Below are 23,915 nucleotides of genomic sequence, written 5' to 3' on the forward strand. Positions count from 1 at the left end.
TTGCGGGGGGTGCAGACGGCGGGTGGCCCGCCCACGGTGCGGGCGGGCCACCCGGCGCCGGGGGCGGTTACTTCTTCAGGTTGGCGTTCCAGTAGGTCGCGGCGTCCGCCAGGGCCTTCTGCGCGGTCTTCTTGCCCAGCAGCGCCGCTTCGATGTTGTCGTTGAAGTTCTTGTACAGGTCGTCACTGTTGCCCGGCGCCTTGTACCCGGGGTTGATCAGGCGGCCCGACGCGCCCACGAGGGCGGTGGCGCGGGCGATCGGGTCGCTGCTGGTGGTCTTGAACTGTGCGCTGGTCTGCGCGCCGAGCGTGGTGGGCACCACGGGCACGACCTTGGCGAAGGCCAGCTGGTTGGCGTTGTTCGTGAAGAACGCGGCGAGTTTCGCGGCGGCCTGCGGGTTCTTGCTGGCCTTGGGAATCACGAGGCCCATGCTGCCGCCGGTCTGCAGGAACGCCTTGCCCAGCGGGGCGCCGGTCACGACGGTCTTGGCGTACAGGCTGGGGTTGGTGTCCTTGATGCGGGTCAGGGCCTGGGGGCCGCCGATGATCATGGCCACGCGGTTCTGGGCGTACAGTTCGGTGGCCAGCTGGAACGCTTCGCGGCGCACGGCGTCTTCGGGGATGTACCCGCCGCGGTAGAGCGTCACGTACTGCGCCAGCAGGTTGGCGTGCTGGGGGGTGTTGAACGCGGCCTTGCCGCTGGCGTCGGTGACGGGCAGGCCCTCGGCGTAGAAGTACCCCAGGAAGGACGCGGTGTTGGGGTCTTTCAGGGCGGGCACCCAGGCGTAGGCGCCGGTCTTGTCCTTGATGGTCTTGGCGTAGCTGAGCATCTCGCTGGCGGTGCGGGGGGGGCGGGTCAGGCCGGCTTTCTTGAACAGGTCGGGGTTGTACAGCAGCACGCCTTCGTTCAGCCAGCCGTACCAGGGGTAGGCGTAGGTGTTGCCGCCGGAGGTGAAGTTGCTCAGGCTCTGGGGGTAGAAGGTGGCGCGCAGCGTGGACGGGCTGGTGAGACCGTTCACGGCGCTCAGGAAGCCGTTCTGCGCGGCTTTCTGCGTCTCGTCGATGTTCAGGTTCACGACGTCGGGGGCCGAGCCGAGGTTCACGCTGGCGATGAAGTCCTGCACCATGGAGTCCTGCTTGTCGAACCACTGGACCTTGATGCCGGGGTTGGCCTTCTCGAACGCGGTGATGGTGTCTTTGATGTACCCGTCGAATTTGGGGCTCAGGTACCAGGTCCAGAAGGTGACGGTGGTCTGGGCGCTGGCGGTAGAGGCGGCGAGGGCGAGGCCGAGGGTCAGGGCTTTCAGGGTACGTTTCATGAGGCTCTCCTTGGGGGGCGGGGGCGCGGCGGGGGGGGTCAGTACTTTTTCTCAACCACGCTTTCGGCCGTGACGCGCAGCATGGCGGCGGCTTCGGGGCGGCGGGCGAGCAGGGCGGTGTACAGCAGTTCCAGCACGAACGTCTGGGAGATCAGGGTGTCCATGACCGCGTCGGTCAGGGGTTCTTCCTGGCGGGAGGTGAACAGCACGCGGCTGGCGTAGCGCGTGACGGGGGAGGACGCGCGGTGCGTGATGGCGACGGTGTAGTGCCCGTGGCTCTGCGCGAGGCGGAGGTGCTGCACGGTGTCGATGGTGCTGCCGGAGCTGGTCAGGCCGATCACGACGCCGCCGCGCGGCAGGGTGGAGATGCTGACGGCCGCCACGTGCGGGTCGGTGAAGGCCTGGGCGGTGATGCCCAGCCGCAGCAGGCGGTGCGCGAACAGCTGGGCGATCATGCCGCTGTTGCCCTGTCCGGTCAGGTCGACGCGGGGTGCGCGGGACAGGTGTTCGGCGACCGCTTCGATGGCGTCCGGGGTGAGGAGGCGGCCGGTGTCTTCCAGGGTCAGTTTGGCCTGTTTGACGAGGCGGGCGGCGTGCCCTTCGAGGTTGGTGGGCCGTTCGCCCTGGGTGTCGCGTCCGGCGACGTCGGCGGCCAGCGCGATCTTGAAGGCGTGGAATCCGGCGAATTCCAGTTTGCGGCACAGGCGGGTGATGGTGGCCTCGCCGACGCCGGCGCTGGTGGCGAGTTCGGTGATGGTCTGGTGGATGACGGTGTCGGCTTCGCGCAGGACGTGGTCGGCCACCTGGCGCAGGGAGGGGGAGAGGCTGTGGGCGTGCAGGCGGATGCGGCTGATGGCCCCCGGGGTCTGGGCCGGGCGGGCGGTGGTCTGACTCATGTGACTCCTGGGGGGTCGGTGGTGATGACCTACTGTAGAAGTTGAAAATTATTTTTGTCAAGTCGGCGTTTTTTGCGGTTGTGATTTTCAGCGGCGACCGGGCAGGCCCCATGGAGGGTCCGGTCGCCCGGGCAGACTCCACGCAGATTCGCCCATCGACGCTGGCCGGATGGTCGTCTCTCCGGTGGCCTGACGAGGGCGGACGGTTCCGGACATCACCCCGCAGGTCTGCCTCCCGGGTTCTGACCAGACCCAGTGGCCCATCTTTGAAAAAAATTCCCTTCGAGTCTTGACAGATTGAAAATGGATCGGCATGATGCGGGTGTTCCTGCAACCCACCGTTCCCTTCTCCCCCCTTCATGAGGTGAGGTATGCCCAAGACTGCCCTGTCCGTCTCCGCCCTGTTCGCCCTGACCCTGGCCCTGGGAGCCTGCGGTGAATCCCCCCAGGTCAGCCCCGGCCTGCGCGCCCAGGCCGTCTGCACCGCCTGGACCGAAGGCCCCACCTACACGGTCGGGCAGGTCGTCACCTACCAGGGGCTCACGTACACCGCCATCCAGACCCACACCGCCTACGCCGGCACGAACTGGAACCCCAGAGACACCCCCAGCCTGTGGAAGGCGGGCGGCACCTGCGACAGCGGCAGCACCGACACCACCGCCCCCACGGTCAGTGTCAGCAGCAGCGCCAGCACCGTCACGACCGCCTCGACCATCACCCTGACCGCTGCGGCCAGCGACAACGTCGGCGTCACGAAGGTCGAATTCTACGACGGCGCGACCCTGCTCGGCACCGACACCACCGCGCCCTACACCCAGGCCGTCTCGCTGACCGCCGCCAACAACGGCACCCGCAGCTACACCGCCAGGGCCTTCGACGCCGCCGGAAACACCAGGGTCAGTGCCGCCACCAGCGTCACCGTGAACATCGCGGGCAGCGGCGACACCACCGCCCCGACCGTGAGCGTCACCGCCAGCCCCTCCACCGTCACCGCCGCCGGAACGGTCACCCTGAACGCGACGGCCAGCGACAACGTCGGCGTCACGAAAGTCGAGTTCTACCAGGGCGCCACCCTGCTCGGCACCGACACCACCGCCCCCTACAGTGCTGCCGAGGCCGTCACCAGCGCCCAGAACGGCACCCGCAGCTACACCGCCAAGGCCTTCGACGCCGCCGGCAACACCAAGGTCAGCGCCGCTGCCAGCGTCACCGTGAACATCGGCACCACCCCACCCCCCAGCAGCGGCTACAAACGCGTCGCGTACTTCGCGCAGTGGGGCATCTACGGCCGCAACTACCAGGTGAAGAACATCGACACCAGTGGAACGGCCGCCACCCTCACCCACATCAACTACGCCTTCGGGAACGTGTACAACGCCGGCGGCACCTACAAGTGCGACATGGTCACCCGCGCCGAGAGCGGGAGCGGCGACGGCGGCGACGCCTACGCCGACTACGGCAAGAGCTTCGACGCGGCCACCAGCGTCGACGGTGTCGCGGACGTCTGGAACCAGCCCATCAAGGGCAACTTCAACCAGTTGAAGAAACTCAAGGCCAAACACCCGGGCCTGAAAACCCTGATCTCCCTGGGCGGCTGGACCTGGAGCCGCTACTTCAGCGCCGCCGCCAGCACCGACGCGTCCCGCAGGGCGCTGGTCAGCTCCTGCATCGACCTGTACATCAAGGGCAACCTCCCCGCCACGCCCGACGCGTCGGCCGGCCCCGGCTCCGCCGCCGGGGTGTTCGACGGCATCGACATCGACTGGGAATACCCCGGCGGCGGCGGCCTGGCGTACAACACCGTCAGCTCGGCCGACAAGCAGAACTTCACGCTGCTGCTGCAGGAATTCCGCCGTCAGCTGGACGCCGTGCGCCCGGGCCTGCTGCTGACCATCGCCGCGCCCGGCGGCCCCGACAAGATCGCCAACCAGGACCCCGCCGGGTACCGCAGCGCCGTGGACTGGATCAACATCATGACCTACGACTTCCGCGGCGCGTGGGACGCCGCCGGGCCCACCAACTTCCACAGCAACCTGTACACCGATCCCGCAGGCCCGGGCACCGGCCCCGCGAAGACCTACTCGGTCGACACGGCCGTGAACGCCTTCATCAGCGCTGGGATGCCCGCGAACAAGATCGTCATCGGCGTGCCCTTCTACGGTCGCGGCTGGACCGGCGTGCCCGGCGGCAACAACGGCCTGTACCAGAGTGCCACCGGACCCGCCCGCGGCACCTACGAAGCCGGCATCGAGGACTACAAGATCCTGAAAAACGCCCCCGGCAGCGTGTTCCGCAACGCCACCACCGGCCAGATGTGGAAGTACGACGGCACCAATTTCTGGAGTTACGACGACGAGCAGGTCATCGCCGCGAAGATGGCCTACGTCAAGAGCAGGGGCCTGGGCGGCGCGATGGCCTGGTCACTCGACGGAGACGACGCCAACGGCACCCTGGCCAAAGCCGTCGCCAACGGCCTGCGGTAACAAACCCAGCAGCACATCACGGCGCACGGGGGCCGGTCACGCAGGAGGTGACCGGCCCCCGACTCCTGCCCGGGCGACACACGCCGCCGCGCCCGCAGCGGACCTCCCCCTGCAGGTGCCCGTCACCCGCGGCGGTCAGCGCTGCTCGAGCGTGAGTTCCGGCGGGGCCACGAAGGGCCGGTCCGGGTCGGCGTGCGGGGGAGCGATCGGGACGGTGAAGTGCAGGATGGTGCCGGCGTCGTCGGGAAGCGGGTCGAGCCAGATGCGGCCGCCGCGGCCTTCCACGATGCGGCGGCACAGGGCCAGCCCGATGCCGTTGCCGGCGTACTGCTCGCGGGTGTGCAGGCGCTGGAAGATCACGAACACCCGCTCGGCGTACTCCTGGGGAATGCCGATGCCGTTGTCCCGGACCGTGAAGTGCCAACTGTCGCCCTCGCGCCGCGCGCTGAGGTGCACGTCGGGCGCCACGCCGGGCCGGTGGAATTTCAGGGTGTTGCCGATCAGGTTCAGGAACAGCTGCGTGAACTGCGTGGGATTGAGGGTCAGGGTGGGCAGGGGCTGCACGTGCACGTGCCCGCCGGTGTCGGCGATCAGGGTGTGCAGCTGGGTCAGGACGTCCTGCACGAGGCCGTTGAGGTCGGTCAGGGTGGGGGGCGCGGCGCGGTTGTGCAGGCGGCTGATCGCCAGGACGTCCTCGATCAGGGTGGACATCCGCTGGGCGCCGTCCACGATGATGTGCATGTAGCGCTGCGCGCGGCTGTCGAGCTGGGTGGCGTAGCGGCTCTGCAGCAGCTGCGTGAACGACCCGATAGTCCGCAGCGGTTCTTTCAGGTCGTGGCTGGCGACGTGCGCGAACTGCTCGAGGTCGCGGTTGCTGCGTTCCAGCGCGGCGGTGCGGGCCTGCACGCGTTCCTCGAGCGTCTGACGGTCCTGCTGCTCGCGTTCGAGGAGCGCGGCGCGCAGCAGGGCGGTCTGCAGCAGTTGCGCGAACGTGGAGCACAGCGTGCAGGGCCGCTGAGGGTCCACCGGGCCCAGCAGTACGAGCGTGCCGATCCACTCGCCGGCGTCGCGCAGCGGCGTGACCTGCCAGTCCGCGCCGGTCGCCGCGCCGTCCGGGCCGCTGGCGAGGCGGGCGCGCAGGTCGCCGGGCAGGTGGCCCGGAATCACCTCGCCGGGCAGCAGCAGCGCCGCGTCGGTGCCGAGCAGGGCGGGGGCGGTGGCACCCGCGGCGCGCCGCACCTCGTCGCGGGTGCGGGCGGCGTTCAGCGTGGCGGCCACGCTGTACAGGTCGTTCAGCTGCCGGGTGTGGGTGCGTTGGCGGGCCTGCATGTCGCGCCGGGCGGTGTCGTCGTACAGGTACACGGTCTGGCCGTGCTCGCCGGGGTACACGCGGGCGTGCAGCCACGTCCCGCCCGGGGTGCGCAGGTCGGTGCTGCCGCCCTCGGCGGCGCGCAGCAGGGTGGGCAGCGCGGTGTCGTTCAGCCAGCTGAGCTGGGTCAGGGCCTGGCCGCGCAGGTCGTCGCCGGTGCCCAGCAGGGTCTGCGCGGCAGGGTTGAGGTTCAGGACGCACAGGTCCTCGTTGACCTGCAGGACGCCGTCGGTGATGCTGCGCAGCAGCGCGGCCTGCTGCGCGCGGGCGGTGTCGAGTTCCCGGCTGAGGGCGTAGGTGTTCAGGGCGCTCTGTGCGGCGCGGCGCAGGCTGTCGGGCGTCAGGCGGCCCTTGACGAGGTAGTCCTGCGCGCCGGCGCGCATGGCGTGCACGGCGATCTCCTCGTCGCCGACGCCGGTCAGGACGATCACGGCGCAGTCGGGCTGGTTCTCCTGCAGGAATTCCACGCCGGTGGTGTCGGGCAGCTGGTAGTCCAGCAGGATCAGGTCGGGCGTGGCGCGGCTCAGCAGGTCGGCGGCGGCGTCGCCCAGGCTGGCGTGGCTGAGCGTGACGTTCCAGTCGGGCCAGGACCGCAGGTAGCGCAGGTACGTGGCGGTGTCCTCGGGGCTGTCGTCCACGACGAGCACGTGCAGGGCGCGGCTCACCGGTGCTCCGGCGCCTGGGGCAGGCGCACCGCGTCGAGCCAGTAGGCGAGGGTCAGGCGCAGCTGTTCGGTGAACTGCGTGAAGTTCACGGGTTTGGTGAGGTAGCTGTTCGCGCCGAGCAGGTAGCACTCGTTCACGTCACGTTCGCTGGCGGACGTGGACAGCACCACGACCGGCAGCGGCCGGGTGCGGGGGTCGGCGCGCAGCGCGGTCAGCACCTCGCGGCCGTCGGTGCCGGGCAGGTTCAGGTCCAGCAGGATCAGGCTGGGCCAGTGCTCGCCGTCCTGAATCCAGCTCAGGGCGGCGTCGCCGTCCACGCAGCGTTCCAGGGGGTAAGGGCGGTCCAGGCGTTGCAGCGCCCACTGGATGGCCTGGAAGTCCTCGTCGCTGTCTTCCACGATCAGCAGGCGGTGGGGGGTCACGCCCCGGCCTCGCCGGGCTGCAGGGTGAAGTAGAAGGTGCTGCCCTGGCCGTAGGTGCTGGTCACCCAGATCTGTCCGCCGTGCCGCTCGATGATCTTCTTGACGATGGTCAGGCCCGCGCCGGTTCCCCCGCCGAACTGGTCGCGGGCGTGCAGGCGCTTGAAGATCCGGAAGATGTTCTCGAAGTGCTTCTCGCGGATGCCGATGCCGTGGTCGCGCACGTACAGGATCCACGCGTCGTCCGGCACCTCGGGCGGCGGGGTCAGGTCGCCGCGCTCGCCGGGGGGCAGGGCGCCCACCTCGATGCGGGGCGCGCCCTCGGTGTACTTGACGGCGTTGGACACGAGGTTGTTCAGCACCTCGCCGACCCGCACGCGGTCGACGTCCAGGGTGGGGAGCGGGCCGCGGGTGACCTGCGCGCCGACCTGCTCGAGCCGGGCGGACAGGACGTCGAGCACGTCGTCGAGCAGGTCGTTCAGGTCGGTGGCGCGGAAGCTGAGGTCGACGCGGCCCACGCGGGAGTACAGCAGCAGCGAGTCGATCAGGTCGTCCATGCGCTGCGTGAGGCGCACCAGGGTGGTGAGTTTGGCAACGCCGTCCTCGTCGAGCTGCTGCGCGTACGATTCGAGCAGGAACACCGAGTAGTTGTGCAGGCCGCGCAGCGGTTCTTTCAGGTCGTGGCTCGCGATGTATGCGAACGCGTCGAGATCGGCGTTGCTGCGGGCCAGGTCGGCGTTGCTGCGGGTCAGGTCGTCGTTCAGTTCGCGCAGTTCCTCGGCGCGGCGCAGCACCAGGCTCAGCAGCGCGCGCCGCAGCGTCCGGGCGGCCGCGACCTCCTCGGGCAGCCAGGCGTGACTGCGGCCGCGCACGGTCTGCTGCCACGCCTCGAACGAGCGGCGCGGCGAGAGGCGTTCGCTGCCGTCACTGGCGATCTCGGCGGGTTTGTTGGGGTCGCCGCCCCAGGTGACGGTCTGCACCTCCTCTGGCCGGAACCACATGACGTAGTCTCCGCGCAGTTTTGACAGCTGCACGGCCAGCAGCCCGCTGGCGGTGGCCGGGTCGGCACCCGCGTACAGTTCGCCCAGGGCGCGGGTGTGCAGCACCTCCGCGTTGGACTGGGTGCCCAGCCAGTCGCGCAGCCCGTGGACCTGCGCGGCGCTGGGGGTGCGGCCCATGCGGATCACCTCGCCGTCGAGGCACACGGCGGCGCCGGTGGCGTCCACGAATTCCAGCAGCTGCGAGTTCTGCCCGACCAGCGCTTCCATCAGGTCCGGGGCGTTGGAGAGGCGTTCCATCAGCTGCGTCTGGGCGTCTTTGAGGTGCAGCTGGTAGGTCTGGTCGTTGCGTTCCTGCCACGCGCTGAGCTGGACGCTGGCGACCTGCCCGATCAGTTCGCAGGCGGCGCGGACGTTGGGACTCAGGGTGCGCGGGCTGTTGTGGTGGCAGGCGATCAGACCCCAGAGTTCCGCGCCGCGCAGCAGGCTGATGCTCATGGACGCGCCGACGCCCATGTTCCGCAGGTACTCCAGGTGGATGGGGGAGACGCTGCGCAGCACGCAGTAGCTCATGTCGAGCGGCGCCTCGCCGGGCTGGGCGAGCATGCGGGCCGGCTCGTAGTTCACGTCGCCGATCAATCGCAGCATGTTCAGCACGTACAGCGCCCGCGCCTGCTTGGGAATGTCCGAGGCGGGGTAGCGCAGGCCCAGGTACGGGGTCATGCTGGGCGCGGACCGCTCGGCGATGACGGTGCCGGTGCCGTCGTCGGCGAACTGGTAGATCATGACGCGGTCGAAGCCGGTCAGGGCCTGCACCTCGTGCGCGGCGATGTCCACGAACTGTTCGAGGTTCGGCGCGGCGTTCATGCGGGTCAGGGCGGAGCGGACGAGGGTGTAGGCGTCGGCGTGTACGGCCTGCGCGGGGACCGTCTCGAATTCCAGGATGGTCAGGTCGTCCAGGCGGTGCGCGGTGACGTCGAACGGTCCCTGGCCGCGCACGGACGCGCTGAGCAGGAACAGCGGGTTGCGGTCGAGTTCCCGCGCGCCGAGGGCGCTGCTGAGCTGCCCGGCGACGTCCGCGCCGACCACGTGCTCCAGGGCGGCCCCCAGCAGCGCGCTCGCGTCCGCGCCGAGCAGCTGGGGGAGGTTCTCGCTGAACTGCACGACGTGCCCGCCGCGCAGCGCGACCAGGGCGCCGTGGGGCTGCACCGCGCCGGGAATGTGGATGGGTTCGCGGTCGCAGTTGGTCAGGTCGACTGGCGCGTCCAGGGACGTCACGCGGGCAGGTTCGTGGGTCATGCAGTCTCCATCGGCGGGGTCAGGGTGAACACGGTGAAGACGCGCCGGGCGGCGTCGGTGGCGGCGTCCGCGAAGGCGCGGGGGTCGGCGGCGGCGGCGTGGCGGGCGGTGAGCAGCGCACCGAACGTCCGCCAGCGGGTGGCGACGTCGGCGCCGTAGCTGCCGTAGTAGTGCAGGGTGTCGGGCGTGAAGCCCGCGCGGCGCAGGTGCCGCGTGACGACCTGACCGCCGAGCGTGGCGCCCTCAAGGACGTACGCGGCGCCCCAGGCCTGCGCCTCGCTGCGCAGCCAGGTCAGGTCGATGGGCTCGGGGTGGGGGGCGTGGCCGAGCGCTGCGAGGTCACGGGCGAGCAGGCCGGCCTTGGCGCGGCCCGGGAGGTCCAGGGCCGCGCGCAGGTCGGCCGGCAGGACCGCACCGAGGGTCTCGTCGAGTCGCGGTTCGAGCTGGGCGTGCCGGGCGTGCAGGCGGGCCAGCACGGCGGCGTAGCGGGGTCGGGTCAGGCCCGGGTGCAGCAGGTTCAGGGCCGATTCGGCCTGCTCGTGCTGGGGGCGGGTGTCGGTCCTGAGCCGCGCCAGCAGGGTGGGTTCACTGGACGAAGCGACAGTCATGCCAGTACCGCACGAAGTGATCGATCTGCTGGACGAAGCCGGGGAAGCTCTGACTTTTGACCATGTAGGAGCTGGCCAGCAGGTCGTAGGCGCGCGCGACGTCGGCGCGGCTGTCGCTGGTCGAGAGGATCACGACCGGCAGGTGGCGCAGTCCGGGCGTGGCGCGGATCTCACGGATGACGTCGAAGCCGGTCATGACCGGCATGTTCAGGTCGAGGATCACGACGTCCGGCAGGTCCTCGAGTCGGCCCTGCAGGGCCGCGAGGGCCTGTGGGCCGTCCTCGCAGGTGGTGACGGTGACGCGTGAGGCGTGTTCGGAGAAGGCTTCCTCGGCCAGCAGGCGGTCGGCTGGGTCGTCGTCAATCAGGAGGATTTTCAGCACCTCCGGCGGGAATGCTGTCATTGGTCTGGACCTCTCATGGATGCGGCGAGCCTAACACTCTTCCAACCTTGTACAACAGAGCAGCTGTCCATTTTCTGACAACGCTGAAGATTAGCTCAATGCTTTCCCAGTCGGCTTTCACCACCCTATTCATCTGACCGGACTGTCAGACACCCGCAAGGACCCGACCCCTACGGTACCCCCAACTTCTGTGCAAGGTGGTGATTCCCGCATGGTCTTCAGTTCCTACGTCTTCCTGCTGCTGTTCCTGCCGCTGTTCCTGCTCGCGTACGCCCTCACGCCCGCCCGCGCCCCGTCCCTCACGATCCAGCTGGGCAGCCTGCTGTTCTACGCCTGGGCCGCGTCACCGCCGGACGCGTCCGCGTCAGCGTCGCCGACCCCGCGGTGCGCAGCGTGACCGTCACCGTCACCGGCGAGACCACGCGCACGTTCACCCTTCAGAACAGTGACCGCATGACCCACCGGCAGGAGTACCTGCTGGACCTCACCGGGCTGTTTAAGGTCACCTCGGTGGCCGCCGAGGCCGGGGGGACGCTGACCCTCAGCGTCGAGCAGTGAGTCTCGTCGGGCAGTGAGGCTCCGCGCGTGCCCCCCGCCGGGGGAAGCGCGCGGGCGGTCGGCGGTACGCCACAGTGCGCGGCGCCGACCGCGCGTATCATGTCAGGGATGACCGCGTCCGACTCTGCCCCCGCGCGGCCCCAGGTGGCCCTCGACCCCCCCATGTTCGCGAGCGGTGGGGGAGACGACCTGCAGTTCTCGTACCTGCATCAGGTGCACGACCTCAGCCTCGACTGCATCAAGATCGTCTCGGCGGACGGCGAACTGCTCAGCATGAACCGTAACGGCCAGGCGGCCATGCAGGTGGACGACTTCAGCGCCTGCCAGGGCGCGGACTGGCTGAGTTTCTGGCAGGGCGAGGTCCGTGAGGCGATGCTCGCCGCGTTCGAACGCGCCCGGGGCGGGCAGGCCGCGCACTTCTCCGGCTACTGCCCCACCATGAAGGGCGAACCGCGCTGGTGGGACGTGACCCTGGCGCCCCTGCACGACCCGGTCACGCGCGGCGCTGGCGGTCCGCTGGTGATCATCTCGCGGGACGTCACCGCGGAATTCCGGGCTCAGCAGGCCCTGACGGAAGTGAACGCCCAGCTTCACGCGGAGGTGCAGCGGCAGACCGAATCGCTGCGCCGCGAACGGCAGACGCTGCTGCAGACGAACGAGGAACTGGAAAACCTCGCGTACTCCATGTCCCACGACCTGCTCACGCCGGTGCGGCACATGCTCAGCTTCGCGCGTCTGGCCCGCACGAGTGACGAGCAGAAACGGGACCGGTACCTCGGCATCGTGGAACGCAGCGCCGAGCACCTGAGCGGCATGATCGAGGGCGTCCTGAAGTTCAGCCGCGCGGGCCGCAACCCCATCCAGCGCAGCGAGGTGAACCTGGCGGCGCTGATGCGGGACGTGCAGACCGAACTGACCGCGGGGGCCGAGGGCCGCGCCGTGACGTGGGAGATCGCCGAGCTGCCCCAGCTGACCGGGGACGCCGCGCAGCTCAAGCAGGTGCTGCGCAGCCTGTGCAGCAACGCCCTGAAGTTCACGCGCACCCAGCCGCACGCGCACATTCAGGTGCGGGCCCAGCGGGTGGATCAGGCGTGGGAGGTGCAGGTGCAGGACAACGGCGTGGGCTTCGATCAGAACTACGCGCACAAGCTGTTCCGGCTGTTCCAGCGCCTGCATCACCACAACGAGTACCCGGGCGCGGGCGCGGACCTGGCGACCGTGCGGCGCATCGTGGACCGGCACGGCGGGCAGGTGCAGGCCGACGGGCAGCCCGGCGGCGGCGCCACGTTCCGCTTCACCGTGCCGGACCCGGTCCCGGTGATCGTCGGGACGCTGCCCCACAGCTGACCAGTACAGCTGAGCTGTGAGCAGGAAGCGGCCCGGGCGCGGCGGTTCCCCGGGCGGCTTCCTGCGGCCGCCTGCTTGCAATATATCCAAACGACGACGTACGCTGCGCTCATGCCCCCGGACCGTGAGCAGGTACGCCGCGCCCTCGATACCCACCCCGACGACGCCTTCGCGCTGCTGCTGGAGGACCTCGGTGGCCCCTGGAACACCCGCAAGGCCGTCCGCTCCGGCTGGCGGGTCTTCCAGCGCTGGCTGGACGAGTCCGGCGGCACCGTCCTCGGTCCCGTCGAGGCCAGGGCGTACGACCGCTGGCTCCACCGCGAGTACCGCGGGGTGGTCGCCTCGGTCAACAACCGGCTGAGTCAGGCGCGGCGCCTGTACACCCTGCTCCAGGCCCTCGAGCTGGTGGATGCCAATCCCTTCGCGGCCAGCAGCGGGCAGCACAATCCGGCGGAACAGCGCCGCCGCCGGTACAGCCCGGCCGAGGTGGACGCCCTGCTCGGTCATGCCGGACCCGAGGACCGGGTGCTGGTGCTGCTCGGCGCGCATGCGGGCCTGACGGGACCGGAGGTGTGCCGCCTGACCTGGACGGACGTGGACGCCGAGCGGCGTGCCGTGCAGATCCGTGGGCGCCGCTCGCGGACCGTGCCATGCACCGACGACCTGCACGCGGCGCTGCGCGCACTGGCGCAAGCGCGTGGGGAGACGCCGCTGCTCGGGCAGGTGGCACGGGGCCTGCTGATCACGGATGCGGGCGCCGCCCTGACCGACATGCAGCTGCGGGCGCGGATCTTCCGGGCGTGCGAACGCGCGCAGGTGCCGTACCGGGCGTGGCAGGCGCTGCGCAACCACGCGGCCGAGCGTTTCCTCGCGGCGTACCCGCGGGATCAGGTGATGCACCTGCTGGGCGTGGGCAGCCCGACCGCGCTCCTGCCGAGCATCCGCCTGACTGCCCGGGGCACCGACGACCCCTGATGGAGTGATTGCGGTCTGCAACCACCAGGGTCCTGTACCCCTCAGCGTCATCTGGAGGGGCCTTCCTGGCCCTCCTGTGGCCTCGTGCTGAAAACATGCGTGCAGGACGGCGTTGGTGAGGGGGCAATTCACCCCTTGGGGAACTGGAGTGTACCCGGATCACCTGCTTTCACACTAATCTCAGTTAGTGCTAAATGCGAATCGATTCGGAGATCTCGGCTCGCCAGAGGCAGCGCAACCGCGCCGAGGCAGACAGGTCACGGGCCAACAGACTTGACAGTCCCGCACCGCAGAATCCGGGCGGGCGCACAGAGCTGTGGGGCCGATCGACGACCAGCGAAGGAACGAACGTGGTTGGACGTGGCGCTCTGGTGCGTGCTGTGAGCTCCGCATTGAGATGGGACACCTCGGTCAGGACGACGCCTCACTGGTCCGGTCCGGATGGGACGACGCGCCCTCGAAGAAATGCTCGGCCACCAGACCCGCTGCGCCTCGCCCCCAGGCGTCGTCACTCCAGCGGTGGGTGATGATCTCGGGCGGCGGCGCGTCCGGCAGGTGCCGCTCCTGCAGTGCCGCCCGCATGGGGTCCAGCAGCGCGCTTCCCACGATCACGCCCTCACCGCCGATGAGGATCAGTTCCGGGTCCAGCAGGTCCGTGAGATTGGCCAGCGCCTCACCCAGGCGGCGTCCGGCGTCTGCCAGCACCGCGCGGGGGCGGTCGTCCCCAGCGGCCAGCAGGGCGAGCAGGTCCTCCACCTGACGGGTCTGCTCGCCCTGCTGCTCGTTGAACTGCGCGACCAGGTCGCCGTTCGAGATGTACGCCTGCAGGCAGCCCCGCAGGCCGCATTCGCAGGGGCGGCCCCCGCGTTCGGTCAGGACGTGCCCGAGTTCCCCGGCGCCGCCGCGCAGGCCGCGGTAGACCTGCCCGCCCAGCACCAGGGCCGCGCCGACGCCCCGCCCCAGGGTGACGACCACGAAGTCACTGGCCTGCCGGGCCTGGCCGACGAGTCGCTCGGCAGTGGCGAAGGCGTTGGCGTCGTTGTCGATCCACACGGGGACGCCCAGCGCGTCGCGGAGCAGCGCGCCGAACGGCACGTCATGCCAGTCGGTGCGGTGCGAGACGATGCACACGCCGCGGCGCGTGTCGATCAGACCGGCCATGGCGACGCCCGCGCCGATCAACCGGGCCGCGTGGCGGGGCGCGGTCAGGTGCGCGCTGGCGCGGCGGGCCGCGTCGACCGCATCGGCCGGGGTGGGCCCGCGCAGCGGCACGTGAATCTGATCCACCACGTTCAGGGCTAGATCGGTCAGGACCGCCTGCAGTTCCGTCTCGAGGAGTTTCATGCCGATGGCGTGGTGCCCGGCGTAGTTGATGCCGAGCGGCACCGGGTGGCGGGGCAGGTGCGGCGCGAGTTCCGGGTGTTCGATCAGTAGGCCCTCGCTGAGCAGGTCGGTGCTGACGATGGTGATGGACGCGGCGCTCAGGCCGGTCTGCTGCGCCAGTCGGGTGCGGCTGAGGGGGCCTTCACGACGGAGTTCGTCCAGGATCAGCCGGCGGTTCATGGCCCGGGCGGCGCCCTGGTCGACTTTTCGTGCGCGCATGGCCTGCATGCTACCTGTCTGTGGGGCCGGGGATACGGGGCGGACCGCACCCCCGCATCTAGATATCTTTATTTGACAAAGTAAAGATAATATTTTTACACTGACCTCACGTCCACAACCCAGCCCCGCGCCTGTCCGAGCGGCAATCCCATCCGTCTGACCGCGCGTTTTCAGGAGGTCTTCCCCTGCGCTCACTCCCTCCCCTGAACCGCCTCCCGTCGCACCTGTGCGCCGCCCCCCTGTCCGCTCCGCGTGCCCCGGCGTCGCGTCTGACCTCTCCAGCGCTGCCGTGAACTCGAACGCCGGTGCCCGCTGGTCGAGTGTCTTCAGGACACCGCGCGGCAACCGGCCCGGCCCCTCGCTGTGGGAGGTGCCGACGCGCCGCCCGGGCTGACCTGGCCCTACCCGACCCTGCCCTGCCTTCACCCCCACTGCCGCACCGGCAGAACCGGCATAGGAGCTCACATGACCGCACTCCGCCCCACCCGCACACCCGCCACGGTCCTCGCCAGCGTCGCCCTGCTGCTTGGCGGCTGCGCCCAGCAGGGTGGTCCCGTCGCCACCCTGCACCCCCAGGCGACCTGCGCCACCACGAACCTCGCGCTGAACCGCCCGTCCCTGTCGTCGAGCAACGAGACGAACACCACCCTCTCCGGCGCAGCCTTCGACGGGAACGCCGCAACCCGCTGGTCGAGCGCGTTCACCGACCCGCAGTGGCTGCGCGTGGACCTGGGCAGCGTGCAGGCCCTGTGTCAGGTCACGCTGAACTGGGAGGCTGCCGCCGGGAAGGCCTTCCAGATCCAGGTGTCGAACGACGCGAGCACCTGGACGACGCTGTACAGCACCACCACCGGCGCGGGCGGCGTGCAGACCATCCCCGTGACCGGCAGTGGCCGCTACGTGCGAATGTACGGCACGCAGCGCACCACCGGCTACGGGTACTCTCTGTGGGAGATGACTGTCAACGGCGTGTCCAGCACGACCCTCCCCACATCAGACACGCCCAACTTCGGCCCGAACGTGAAGATCTACGACCCCAGCGTCCCCGCCGCGACCATCCAGGCCGACCTGGACAGCGCGTTCAACGCCTGGAACCGCAACGCCGGCGCGCAGTTCGGCGCGCAGCGGTACACGTTCCTGTTCAAACCCGGCAGTTACGGCCGCGTGTGGGCGAACGTGGGCTTCTACACGCACGTCGCCGGGCTGGGCCTGAACCCCGACGACGTGACCATCAGCGGCGCGGTCAACGTGGACAGCGGCTGGAATGCCGGAGACGAGACGAACGCCACGCAGAACTTCTGGCGCAGCGCCGAGAACCTCGCTGTGATCCCCGAGGGCGGCACGAACCGCTGGGCGGTCTCGCAGGCCGCCCCGATGCGCCGCGTGCACATCCGCGGGAACCTCACCCTGGGGCCCAGCAACATGGGCAATCCCACCGGGTACGCCTCCGGCGGGTACCTCGCCGACGCCCGCGTGGACGGCCAGGTCAGCTCCGGGTCGCAGCAGCAGTGGTACACGCGCGACAGCAGCCTGGGTAGCTGGACCGGCGGCGTGTGGAACATGGTGTTCAGCGGCGTGCAGGGCGCGCCCGCGCAGGCCTTCCCGAACCCGCCGCACACCACGCTGGCCACCACGCCCGTCTCCCGTGAGAAACCGTACCTGTACATCGACGCCAGCGGTAAGTACCGCGTGTTCCTGCCCGCCCTGCGCAGCGCCTCGGCCGGCGCCACGTGGCCGAACACGCCCGGCACCAGCCTGCCCCTGAGTCAGTTCTACGTGGCCAGACCCAGTGACAGCGCCGCCACGCTGAATCAGGCGCTCGCGCAGGGCCTGAACCTGCTGTTCACGCCGGGCGTGTACCACCTGAACCAGACGCTGAACGTCACCCGCGCGAATACAGTCATCTACGGCCTGGGTTTCCCCACCCTGATCCCCGACGGCGGCGTGAACGCCATGCAGACCGCCGACGTGGACGGCATCCGCATCTCGGGCCTGCTGTTCGACGCGGGCACCGTGAACAGCGCCGCGCTGCTCACGGTCGGCACCGCCGGATCACACGTGAATCACGCCGCGAACCCCACCAGCGTGCAGGACGTCTTCTTCCGCATCGGCGGAGCGGTCGCCGGGAAGGCCACCACCAGCCTGATCGTGAACAGCGACCATACCCTGGTCGATCACATCTGGGCGTGGCGGGCTGACCACGGCACCAGCCCGACCGGCTGGACGATCAACACCGCGGACACCGGTCTGATCGTCAATGGCCATAGCGTCCTCGCCACCGGTCTGTTCGTCGAGCACTACCAGAAGTACGAGGTGATCTGGAACGGCCAGGGCGGCAGGACCATCTTCTTCCAGAACGAGAAACCCTACGACGTACCCGACCAGGCCACTTGGCGCAGCGGCGCGAACGGCTACGCGGCGTACAAGGTCGCGGACACCGTCACCACGCACGAGGGCTGGGGCATGGGCGTGTACTCCTACTTCAACGTGAACCCCGGCGTGCACGTCGACCGGGGCTTCGAGGTGCCCAGCACGCCCGGCGTGAAGTTCCGCGACCTGCTGACCGTGTCCCTGGGGAACGTGGGCACCATCGACCACGTCATCAACACCACCGGCCCGGTCGCCCCGCAACCCGGCACGAATACCGCGCCCAGCACCGTGGTCAGCTACCCGTGACGTCACGGCATCACGGCGTCCAGCCCGGTTTGAGATGCCCTCGCGCGCGACCGGGAACGGAGGAAGTCGTTGCGTCACAGCGGAGAGTTGGAGGTGTCCCTCGATGATCGCTGGATGGGGCGAACTCGCAGAGCAGCGGAGCAGCGCCAGCACGTGACAGTGGCAGCAGCTGTACCCAGGAGCGTGTGTCTCCAGGTTGCAGCTGCCGCACTTCATTCAGGCTGCTGTGGCAGGCTGCCGACCCCCTCGGGCCTCCTGCCGGTCAGTCGGTCTGGGCGGTGTCAGCGACCGCCTGGGCGTGTCTGAGAGCCCGCTGGTATTCCTTGTCGCGGGTGTACCCGAGCTGGTGGGCGGCGCTGGGGTGATCGCGCAGCGCGGCGCGGCGGACCTGACCGGGCGGAATGAACGCGAGGTCCGCGTCGCGGGTGGTCCTCAGGATCGAGAGCCGCAGGGCGTCCTGCGTGTCGTACGGGAACAGGCGCAGGTGGCTGGTGGTGCCGTGCGTTTCCGGGTAGAGGGGGTCGTGCCCGGCGCGCTGATGCAGCCGGGTCAGGGCGGCGTCGGCCTGTGGCGTGAGCGTCGTGATCAGGTCGCCGCGCAGCAGCGTGCCGTCCTCGGGGGTGTACGCCGCCCACGTCAGGCGCAGCAGCCCGGTGATGGGCAGGGCGTGATGCCACAGCAGCAGCAGCGCGGCGTGCAGCGCCGGGTCCTTCTGGCTGGCCCTGACCAGCCGGTCGAGGTCGTCCCGGGTCGGCAGCGGTGTGTCGCGGCGTTCCGCGCTGGGGTTCTGAAAGTCCAGCAGTGGATCGCCGGTGATCAGGTGCAGGGCCCGTAGGGCCCGGTAGAGGCTGCGCAGCGTCGTGACGCGGCTGATGCGGGTGTTGGCTCTGCTGGGCGTTCCGTCCGCTTTGGTGGCCAGCACTGCGTGCAGCCAGGCGTGGAAGTCCGCTGGGGGGTGCAGGATGCTGACGTGATCGCGGTCCGCGGCCGCCAGGATGGGTTTGAGGTTGCTGATCAGTTGAGCGGGGGTGCCGCGGATGAGGTCGTGCTGGTGCAGGGTGGTGATGAGGGTGTCTGGGTCAGCATGTGTGAGGGCGCGGGTGAGGGTTCGGGCGAGCTGATCCTCCGGGTGGGTCATGCTGATCATTGTATCCGGAGCTGGATACGAAACATCGAATAGGTCTCTCCTACCGGGTGAAACCTTACCTTGTCGACACGCAGAGGATTCGCACGTCACCAATCAGCCTTTCCCAAGCACTGGCCACTGCAGAAGCACATAGGGTAGACCCTCCTCCTCAGCGATCCGAATTGACGAAGCTGAAGAGAAGTAGGTAAATTTTCATATCCAGCTCCGGATAAAGTTCCCGTATGGTTTACGCTGCCGTCAGATGTACAGCAAAGGCACCACCACAGATCGAAAACCGGCCCGCAGATGTCGGGCCGGTTGAAAAGAAACAGTAAGAACGCGCCGCTGGGGCAAGTCATTGCGAATCGTCGGCCATTTCACGACGCACTGAGCTCGTTTGGATATATTGCCAAGTGTGGCGGGACAGACTGGTGTGCGTGCACGGTACGCTGCAGACGTGACCCTCACCCCGCCACCCGCCGCGAGGACGCGGCCGCGCCTGCTGCTGCTGGCGCTGCTGCTGACCGGCGCGTACCACGGCGTGCTGGTACTCACGCGGGCCGGCCTGAAATCCGATCAGGCGTCCTCTCTGCTCTACCTGGCCAGCGCGTACGTGCGCGCACCCCTGGATCCGTTCGACGACCGTTGGTACGGCGGCGTCCCCCTCACCGGGCACGCGCCCCTGGCGCCGCAGCTGCTGGCCCTGCTGAGCGGGACTCTCGGCCTGGACGGTGCGTTCGCCGCCACGCAGTTCATCTCGGTCCTCGTGCTCCTGTACGGCACGTACCGCTTCGCGCTGCTGCTCGGCTGCGGCCCCCGCGGCGCTGGTGTGGCAAGCCTGCTGACGCTGCTGGGCAGCGCCCTGACCCTGAGTCTCACGGTGTTCGGTCAGCTCGGCCTGATTCTCGGCGCCGGACTGGCCCTGACCGGCACGCCGAATCTGGTCATGTGGGTCCAGCGCGGCCGCCGCCGCGACCTGCTGCGCTGGGCGGCCGCGCTGCTCGCCGCCGCGAGCGCGCACAGCGCCGCGCCCCTGCTGCTGCTGGCCGCCCTCGCCCTGAGCGTGCCCGGGTCGCGGCAGCGCTGGGCAGCGGCACTGATTCCGCTGGTGGCGCTGCTGCTGGCGCTGCCGGACCGACTCTGGAGCGGGCCGGTGACGCGCGTGACGCCGCCCGACCTGCGTCTGGGCCGGACGGTGTGGCTGACTGCCGCGCTCCCGCTCTGGTCGCTGGCGTGGGCGCTGCCTGCCGTGGTTCGAGCCGCACGCTTCCCCTGGGCGGGTCCCGGCGCCGCTCCGTGGCGCGGCCACTGGACCGCTGCGCCCCTCCCGGTCCGCGCGGCGCTGCTGGGGGCGCCTCTGTTGGCGGGCGCCCTGCTGTCTCTGGCAGCGCCCGTCCCGTGGCGCACGCCACCCGAGGCACTGACTATTCTGGCCGCGACGCTGCTGACGCCACTGGCGGCGCTGGTCGCGCTGCGCGCCTGGGACGACGCGCGGCAGACGCGCGCGTCCCTCCTCACGCTGCTGGCGGCCGCCACGCTGGTCATCGTCTCGACCGTCAGCCTGAATGCCCTGCCGGCCACTCGCGTGCTGGAGGGCCCGCCGCTGAATCTCACGCCGCTGCTGAACTTCATCGAGAAGGACGAACACTGGCGCTACCGGTTCCTGACGGTCGGCTTCGGGCGGCAGCTGGGGGCCTTCAGCGCGCAGACGCGCGCGGGGACGCCCGCCGGGCTGTGGCACGTCCCGCCGGACCTGCCGCAGCCCTTCCCTGCGCCCGGCGCTGCAGCGGCGCTGCCGGAACGCCGGTCCATTCCGGGGCAGGGGGCGCTGGCGGCGCTGCTCACGCACCCGGAGCGGGCGTACCTGAAGTTCGTGTACGCGCGCAGCGACGTGCTCGATCCGCTGCTGTTCCTGCACGGCTGGCACAACATCGGCACGCTGGAAAACGGCGTGAACGTCTGGGAGCGTGAAGACATCCCTCCCGTCCCCGCCCGCGTGGCCCGCCCGGCCCTGCCCCTGCCCGCCGCGGCCGCATGGGGGGCCGGACCGCTGCTGAGCCTGCTGCTGGTCGTGACGCTGCTGCCCCTGTCCGGGGTGGCGTGGCACGTGCAGCCCGCCCTGCCACGCGCCGTGCTGCGCGGTCAGGATCTCCGGCGCGTGCCGCTTTCGATGGCCGCGCTGGCCCTGCTGCTGCTGTGGGCGTCCCAGTACCGGCCCGTGTGGGTCACGCAGCGGTTCGTGCTGAGCGAGACGGCCCTCACACCGACGCAGGGAGGCCTCCGCGGCACCTACGCGCGTCTGGACGGCCTGCAGCAGCAGCTGCGCCGTGGGGGCCTGACCGCCGCCACGGCCCGCCTGACCGCACGGTGGTGGACGCCGCTGGGACCACGCGTCACGACCCGCGACGTGACGCTGCGCCTCACCTGGCGCGGCTGGCAGGTGCAGGGCGCGACCCGCTCGGTCCTGAACCTGCGCCGCGAGCCGCTGAGTCCGCAGCCAGGCGTGACCTTCTACCGCGCGCCCCGGCGGATCACGACCAACGTGACCGCGCCCGCCGACGTGCTGGACCGCCCGGTGCTGCGCGTGCTCGGCGGGCGACTGGTCCGCGACGCGCGCGGGCAGGTCTGGTACGTCGGCGAGGTCCTGTGCGCCGACGCGCGCCCCGGCGACGTGACCGTCACGGTGATCGTACGGCGGGACGGCCAGCGGCTGGCGGAGGAGAACGTCGGGCTGTACGCGCAGCACAAGGTCCGCAGTGGAGAACGCACGCCGCTGCGGGTTCCACTGCGTCTCCCCGAGGGCACCGACCCGGCCGCGCTGAGCGTGGAGGTGAACGCGCGCGCTGTCGTGACCGGCCGTCACCTCGAGCGGCCCATGGTGACCCGCAGCCGCGTCCAGGGAGGCCGGGTGGTGGTGCAGGCGCGCAACGAGTCCACGGTGACCGTGGCGACGCCGCTGGCCCTGCTGACCCTGTATGACGCGCGGGGCGTGAGCTGGGTGTACGCCGCGGTCGGCCCGGAACTGCCGCCGGGCGCGAGCTGGCCGTTCACGCTGCCCGCCTCTCCCCCACCGGGCGCGACCCGCCTGATGACTGTCCCCCCACCGCCACTGACGGACGAAGCGACCGTGCCGCCCAGCCCGGTGGCGCCCGGCTCGTTTCCCCTGCCGGGCGGCGGCGCGTACCGTGTCAGTTTCGTGACCCTCCCCGCCCAGGAGCGGCCGTGACGGCCGGGCCGCCCACGCGGGCGCTGCTGGCCTCGGCCCTCGCGCTGCTGTGCAGTTGCGGCGCCCCGGCGCGGACGACCCCCCCGGCGGTGTTCACCCGCATGGATGGCGCTGGTCTGCAGGTCACGCTGAGCGGCCCGGCCGTGACCCGCGGCACGCGGGCCACCGTCACGCTGCTGACCGGCGCCGGGACGCTCGTCACCGAGGGGCGGGCCGAGGAGAATGGACTGCTGCGCGTGCTGGTGTCCTACCGGCGCGCCGGCCGCACGCCCTTCACGGTGGACGTGGCCGGGCACCGCCTGCGCGGCGAGGTGCAGCGCGAACCGGACGCGCCCGTGACGCCCCTGACCCTGAAGGTCGGCGCCCGGGCGGTGCGGGTCACGCAGGGCCGCCCCCCCGCGCTGGTGCTGCACCCACTGGACCGGCACGGCAACGTCACGCGCCTGCCGGTCGACGTGCTGATCCGCCGCCCGGACGGCGTCACGCTCCGCCGCACCCGGCCAGTCGAGTACCTGACGTCCTAGACGTACCTGCCGCCCGGCCGGGTCACGGGCCTGATGCGGGTGGTGGCCACCACGGGCGGCGCGGCCGGAGAGGTCGGCGAGGTCGACCTGCTTCCCGGTCCGGCCCGGCAGCTGCGGCCTGCCCCGGAACGGCCCGGCCTGTACCGCGACGTGCGGGACGCGCTGGGCAATCCGGTCACGCCGGACGAGGCCCTGACGCTGACCGGCGTGGACCGCGGGTGGAACGTGGACGTGCCCCTCACGCCGGTCGAGGGCCGCGCCCTGAGTCCCGTGGACGTGCCCGGCCGCCCCCGCGTCCGGGGTGAGGCGCTGCCCTGACCCCAGCCGGGACCGGCTCCGCCCGGCCGGTGAGGAGACTCAGCGCGTCCCCTCGACTCGGAGCTCCGTCACGGCGCGGGCGGCGGATGACGTCAGGCCACCGGAACGGCGGGGCTGTCCTCGTAGGTGGGTGGCGCGTCCCGGCCGTCGCGCAGGGCCAGCACGAACGCGTCGAACTGCGTCTGCAGCTGGTCCCGCACGGCGCGCCAGCGGTCGAGGCTGCCACCGGACGGGTCCACGAAGGGGTAGTGGCGCCGGGTGGTCTGCCCGGGGTACGCGGGGCACGCCTCGGCGGCGCTGTCGCAGACCGTGATGACGTAACCGAAGTTCTGGGCGTCCGGAACGTCCCAGAGGGTCTTGCTGGTGTGCGCCGTCAGGTCCAGGCCGATCTCGGCCATGACGGTCTTCGCGTCGTCCTTCACGCGGGTGGCTTCCGTTCCGGCGGAGTGCACTTCCAGATTCACGCCCAGGCGGCGGGCAGCGTCGCGGGTGAGGGCCTCGGCCATCTGCGAGCGGGCGGAGTTGTGCGTGCAGAGAATCAGGACGCGGGTCATGCCTCAGACGCTAACACACCGATTTGACTTGATGTGTCAGGGCGCGCGAATCCGGCAGGAGGTCCGTCAGCAGCGCCCCGCCCAGCCGGTACAGGGCAGGCCGACACAGACTGTAGTACATGTTCTTGCCGCGCTGCTCGGCGGTGACCAGCCCGGCGTCCCGCAGAATACCGAGGTGGTAGGACACCTTCGACTGCGGGAGGTTCAGCAGAGCCTCCAGGTCGCAGACGCAGCGCTCCCCACCCGCGAGGTGCCGGATGAGCTCATAGCGGGTGTCCTGCGCCAGGGCCTTGAGTTGATCCAGTGCGGAGAGGGAAGTCAGGGCGGACATCCATCCATTCTATTCGCTATCAGTGGCCTGCCGGATTCGGGGTGAGCGGCATCCTGACAGCGGTTTCCAGTTCCGTTGAAGGGCCAACATCACGCCCTTCAAGTCCACTTCCAACCGCTGGTGCCGTCAGGTGCTCGCTCCGCTCGTTCAGGAGCATCGACGAGTACCTTCAAGACTCCTGAATTCTGCTGTGAGCAACAGCACAGGGAAACGGCACAGG

General features: G+C 70.1%; 20 protein-coding genes. 9 read left to right on the plus strand and 11 right to left on the minus strand.

Going from position 1 to position 23,915, the window contains the following annotated elements:
• Positions 1–67: 67 nt before the first annotated feature.
• Positions 68–1,318: an ABC transporter substrate-binding protein gene (locus tag IEY69_RS09410; RefSeq protein WP_189072906.1), complete on the minus strand. Its 1,251-nt coding sequence runs from the start codon at positions 1,316–1,318 to the stop codon at positions 68–70.
• A gap of 38 nt (positions 1,319–1,356) precedes the next feature.
• Positions 1,357–2,214: a MurR/RpiR family transcriptional regulator gene (locus tag IEY69_RS09415; RefSeq protein WP_189072907.1), complete on the minus strand. Its 858-nt coding sequence runs from the start codon at positions 2,212–2,214 to the stop codon at positions 1,357–1,359.
• Positions 2,215–2,585: 371 nt separating this feature from the next.
• Between IEY69_RS09415 and IEY69_RS09420 the strand changes: the two genes are divergently transcribed.
• Positions 2,586–4,697 (plus strand): glycosyl hydrolase family 18 protein, encoded by a 2,112-nt coding sequence (locus tag IEY69_RS09420; protein ID WP_189072908.1) that lies wholly within the window; start codon positions 2,586–2,588, stop codon positions 4,695–4,697.
• A gap of 135 nt (positions 4,698–4,832) precedes the next feature.
• Here IEY69_RS09420 and IEY69_RS09425 read toward each other — a convergent pair whose 3' ends face one another.
• Genes IEY69_RS09425 through IEY69_RS09445 form a run of 5 tightly spaced genes read right to left on the minus strand, consistent with a single transcriptional unit; the run spans position 4,833 to position 10,437 of the window.
• Complete coding sequence (locus tag IEY69_RS09425) at positions 4,833–6,731, minus strand: ATP-binding protein (RefSeq protein ID WP_189072909.1); 1,899 nt, start codon at positions 6,729–6,731, stop codon at positions 4,833–4,835.
• A complete protein-coding gene (locus tag IEY69_RS09430) occupies positions 6,728–7,153 on the minus strand; it encodes a response regulator (RefSeq protein WP_229783813.1) in 426 nt (141 codons plus the stop codon). The genes IEY69_RS09425 and IEY69_RS09430 overlap by 4 nt, the downstream gene beginning before the upstream one ends.
• Entirely contained in the window at positions 7,150–9,447 is a 2,298-nt protein-coding gene (locus IEY69_RS09435; protein ID WP_189072910.1) for an ATP-binding protein, read from the minus strand. Before IEY69_RS09435 ends, IEY69_RS09430 begins: the two co-directional genes overlap by 4 nt.
• The gene (locus IEY69_RS09440) at positions 9,444–10,055 is read right to left on the minus strand and encodes a biliverdin-producing heme oxygenase (RefSeq protein ID WP_189072911.1); all 612 of its coding nucleotides are present in this window, start codon (positions 10,053–10,055) and stop codon (positions 9,444–9,446) included. The genes IEY69_RS09435 and IEY69_RS09440 overlap by 4 nt, the downstream gene beginning before the upstream one ends.
• Positions 10,033–10,437: a response regulator gene (locus tag IEY69_RS09445; protein WP_229783815.1), complete on the minus strand. Its 405-nt coding sequence runs from the start codon at positions 10,435–10,437 to the stop codon at positions 10,033–10,035. Before IEY69_RS09445 ends, IEY69_RS09440 begins: the two co-directional genes overlap by 23 nt.
• A gap of 232 nt (positions 10,438–10,669) precedes the next feature.
• Between IEY69_RS09445 and IEY69_RS09450 the strand changes: the two genes are divergently transcribed.
• The 4 genes from IEY69_RS09450 (at position 10,670) to IEY69_RS09465 (ending at position 13,338) form a co-directional block, all read left to right on the plus strand.
• Complete coding sequence (locus IEY69_RS09450; protein WP_189072913.1) at positions 10,670–10,855, plus strand: hypothetical protein; 186 nt, start codon at positions 10,670–10,672, stop codon at positions 10,853–10,855.
• Complete coding sequence (locus IEY69_RS09455; protein WP_189072914.1) at positions 10,852–11,016, plus strand: hypothetical protein; 165 nt, start codon at positions 10,852–10,854, stop codon at positions 11,014–11,016. Before IEY69_RS09450 ends, IEY69_RS09455 begins: the two co-directional genes overlap by 4 nt.
• A gap of 108 nt (positions 11,017–11,124) precedes the next feature.
• Positions 11,125–12,363, plus strand: coding sequence for a sensor histidine kinase (locus IEY69_RS09460; protein WP_189072915.1), 1,239 nt, complete (start codon positions 11,125–11,127; stop codon positions 12,361–12,363).
• 111 nt (positions 12,364–12,474) lie between these two features.
• Positions 12,475–13,338: a tyrosine-type recombinase/integrase gene (locus tag IEY69_RS09465; RefSeq protein WP_189072916.1), complete on the plus strand. Its 864-nt coding sequence runs from the start codon at positions 12,475–12,477 to the stop codon at positions 13,336–13,338.
• Positions 13,339–13,749: 411 nt separating this feature from the next.
• Here IEY69_RS09465 and IEY69_RS09470 read toward each other — a convergent pair whose 3' ends face one another.
• The gene (locus IEY69_RS09470; RefSeq protein WP_189072917.1) at positions 13,750–14,940 is read right to left on the minus strand and encodes an ROK family protein; all 1,191 of its coding nucleotides are present in this window, start codon (positions 14,938–14,940) and stop codon (positions 13,750–13,752) included.
• Positions 14,941–15,405: 465 nt separating this feature from the next.
• Here IEY69_RS09470 and IEY69_RS09475 point away from each other — a divergent pair, with 465 nt between their 5' ends.
• Complete coding sequence (locus tag IEY69_RS09475; RefSeq protein ID WP_189072918.1) at positions 15,406–17,616, plus strand: discoidin domain-containing protein; 2,211 nt, start codon at positions 15,406–15,408, stop codon at positions 17,614–17,616.
• Between the two features lie 262 nt (positions 17,617–17,878).
• Here IEY69_RS09475 and IEY69_RS09480 read toward each other — a convergent pair whose 3' ends face one another.
• Positions 17,879–18,754, minus strand: a complete 876-nt coding sequence (locus tag IEY69_RS09480) for a hypothetical protein (protein ID WP_189072919.1) — start codon at positions 18,752–18,754, stop codon at positions 17,879–17,881.
• A gap of 445 nt (positions 18,755–19,199) precedes the next feature.
• Here IEY69_RS09480 and IEY69_RS09485 point away from each other — a divergent pair, with 445 nt between their 5' ends.
• Genes IEY69_RS09485 through IEY69_RS09495 form a run of 3 tightly spaced genes read left to right on the plus strand, consistent with a single transcriptional unit; the run spans position 19,200 to position 22,810 of the window.
• Positions 19,200–21,968 carry a putative glycosyltransferase family protein gene (locus tag IEY69_RS09485; RefSeq protein ID WP_189072920.1) on the plus strand — a complete coding sequence of 923 codons (2,769 nt, stop codon included), beginning with the start codon at positions 19,200–19,202 and terminating at the stop codon, positions 21,966–21,968.
• Positions 21,965–22,492: a hypothetical protein gene (locus IEY69_RS09490; protein ID WP_189072921.1), complete on the plus strand. Its 528-nt coding sequence runs from the start codon at positions 21,965–21,967 to the stop codon at positions 22,490–22,492. Before IEY69_RS09485 ends, IEY69_RS09490 begins: the two co-directional genes overlap by 4 nt.
• A 42-nt stretch (positions 22,493–22,534) precedes the next feature.
• Positions 22,535–22,810: a hypothetical protein gene (locus IEY69_RS09495; protein ID WP_189072922.1), complete on the plus strand. Its 276-nt coding sequence runs from the start codon at positions 22,535–22,537 to the stop codon at positions 22,808–22,810.
• 92 nt (positions 22,811–22,902) lie between these two features.
• Here the strand turns inward: IEY69_RS09495 and IEY69_RS09500 are convergent, their stop codons facing one another.
• Positions 22,903–23,364, minus strand: a complete 462-nt coding sequence (locus IEY69_RS09500) for an arsenate reductase ArsC (RefSeq protein WP_189072923.1) — start codon at positions 23,362–23,364, stop codon at positions 22,903–22,905.
• Between the two features lie 10 nt (positions 23,365–23,374).
• A complete protein-coding gene (locus IEY69_RS09505; RefSeq protein ID WP_189072924.1) occupies positions 23,375–23,695 on the minus strand; it encodes an ArsR/SmtB family transcription factor in 321 nt (106 codons plus the stop codon).
• Positions 23,696–23,915 lie beyond the last annotated feature (220 nt).

The sequence above is a fragment of the Deinococcus sedimenti genome (assembly GCF_014648135.1).
Classification (GTDB): Bacteria; Deinococcota; Deinococci; order Deinococcales; family Deinococcaceae; genus Deinococcus; species Deinococcus sedimenti.